We start from the raw sequence: 1,138 nt of genomic DNA, 5'->3' as shown, positions 1-1,138 counted from the left end.
CTTGCTCGTGCTGGCAAACGCCGGCGTGCACGACAGGCTGTTGTCCGACTTGCGCACCGCGCTCACCGTCACCGCCTGGCTGTCGCCAGAGACGTGGTTGGGCACATCAAAGATCAGCCCGGCCTCAGCCATGCTCTGACTGCAACTGCCCCCCGCACTGGGCGTGGCCCCCATGCCGCAGTACACCTGCGGGCTGGCCGATGGGGTCACCGACAGGCCGCTGAGCCCCACCGTGTACGTGGCCACCTGGGTGAGCTGCGCCTGCACCACCGTGCTGCTGCTGCCCGCCCCGATCGTGAAGCCCGCCCCGCTGGGGTAGTTCACCGTACCACCGCTGATGGCCAAGGTGCCCGTCAAGCCCGCCGTGTACAGCGAACTGCAGTCCGCATTCGAGCACGCCGTGATCGTGTAGCTGTTGGGCGAGCAGGTCAGACCGCTGGCCACGCTGGAGACTCGGACATGGTGCAGTGGCTGGCTGACGTTCAGATTGCAACTGTTGCCCGACGCCGGGGTGACGCCCATGCCACAAAACACCTTCGGGGTGTTCGACGGGGTGGGCGCGTAGGACGACAGGCTGATCGTCGCCGTCCCGGTGTTGGTGAAGCGGGCGTTGATGGTGGCCGTGTTCACCGGCCCGGCTGGAATCGAGAAGTTGGCTGACGGCGACCAGGTGCCGCTGACCCCCGCCATGGCGATGGTGCCCGAGCTGATGCCGTTGGTGTAAGGCAGCGAACAGTCGGCGTTGCCACAGGCTGTCACGGTGATGGGCACGTCCGAGCCGGTGGGCGCCGTGGCGCTGCTGGTGCTGATTCGCAGATGGTGTGGCGGCACCCCGCCGTCCACATAGGTCAGGAAATCGATGCGCATCGTCTGCGGCTCGTCGGCTGACAAGAATCCACAGTTTCGACATTCGTACGTCTGAAACTCCACCCTCTTGATGCGCACCCCGTTGTCTGGCGTGTATTGCACATAAACGCCATGGTATTGAATGGCATCTCCAAACAACCAGCCCAACAGCAGGTTGTAGACATCGGCCAGCCAGTTGGCCGCCACGTACGCCCCTACACACTGGCTATTCCAGGTTTCACGACAGTTCTTGAGCGTGACCACACTGTTGTTCTCCAGTGTGAGCTTGATG

Annotated in this window: 1 protein-coding gene; it reads right to left on the bottom strand. The window is 63.7% G+C overall.

The genetic code is table 11. The features are described 5' to 3' along the window. The coding region (locus tag PQ963_10355) for a hypothetical protein (GenBank protein MEN4030060.1) at window positions 1–1,138 on the bottom strand (1,138 nt) is incomplete at both ends.

It is taken from the genome of Methanobacterium sp. (assembly GCA_039666455.1).
Lineage (GTDB): Archaea > Methanobacteriota > Methanobacteria > Methanobacteriales > Methanobacteriaceae > Methanobacterium_D.
This window is presented reverse-complemented; position numbering and strand designations above follow the sequence as displayed.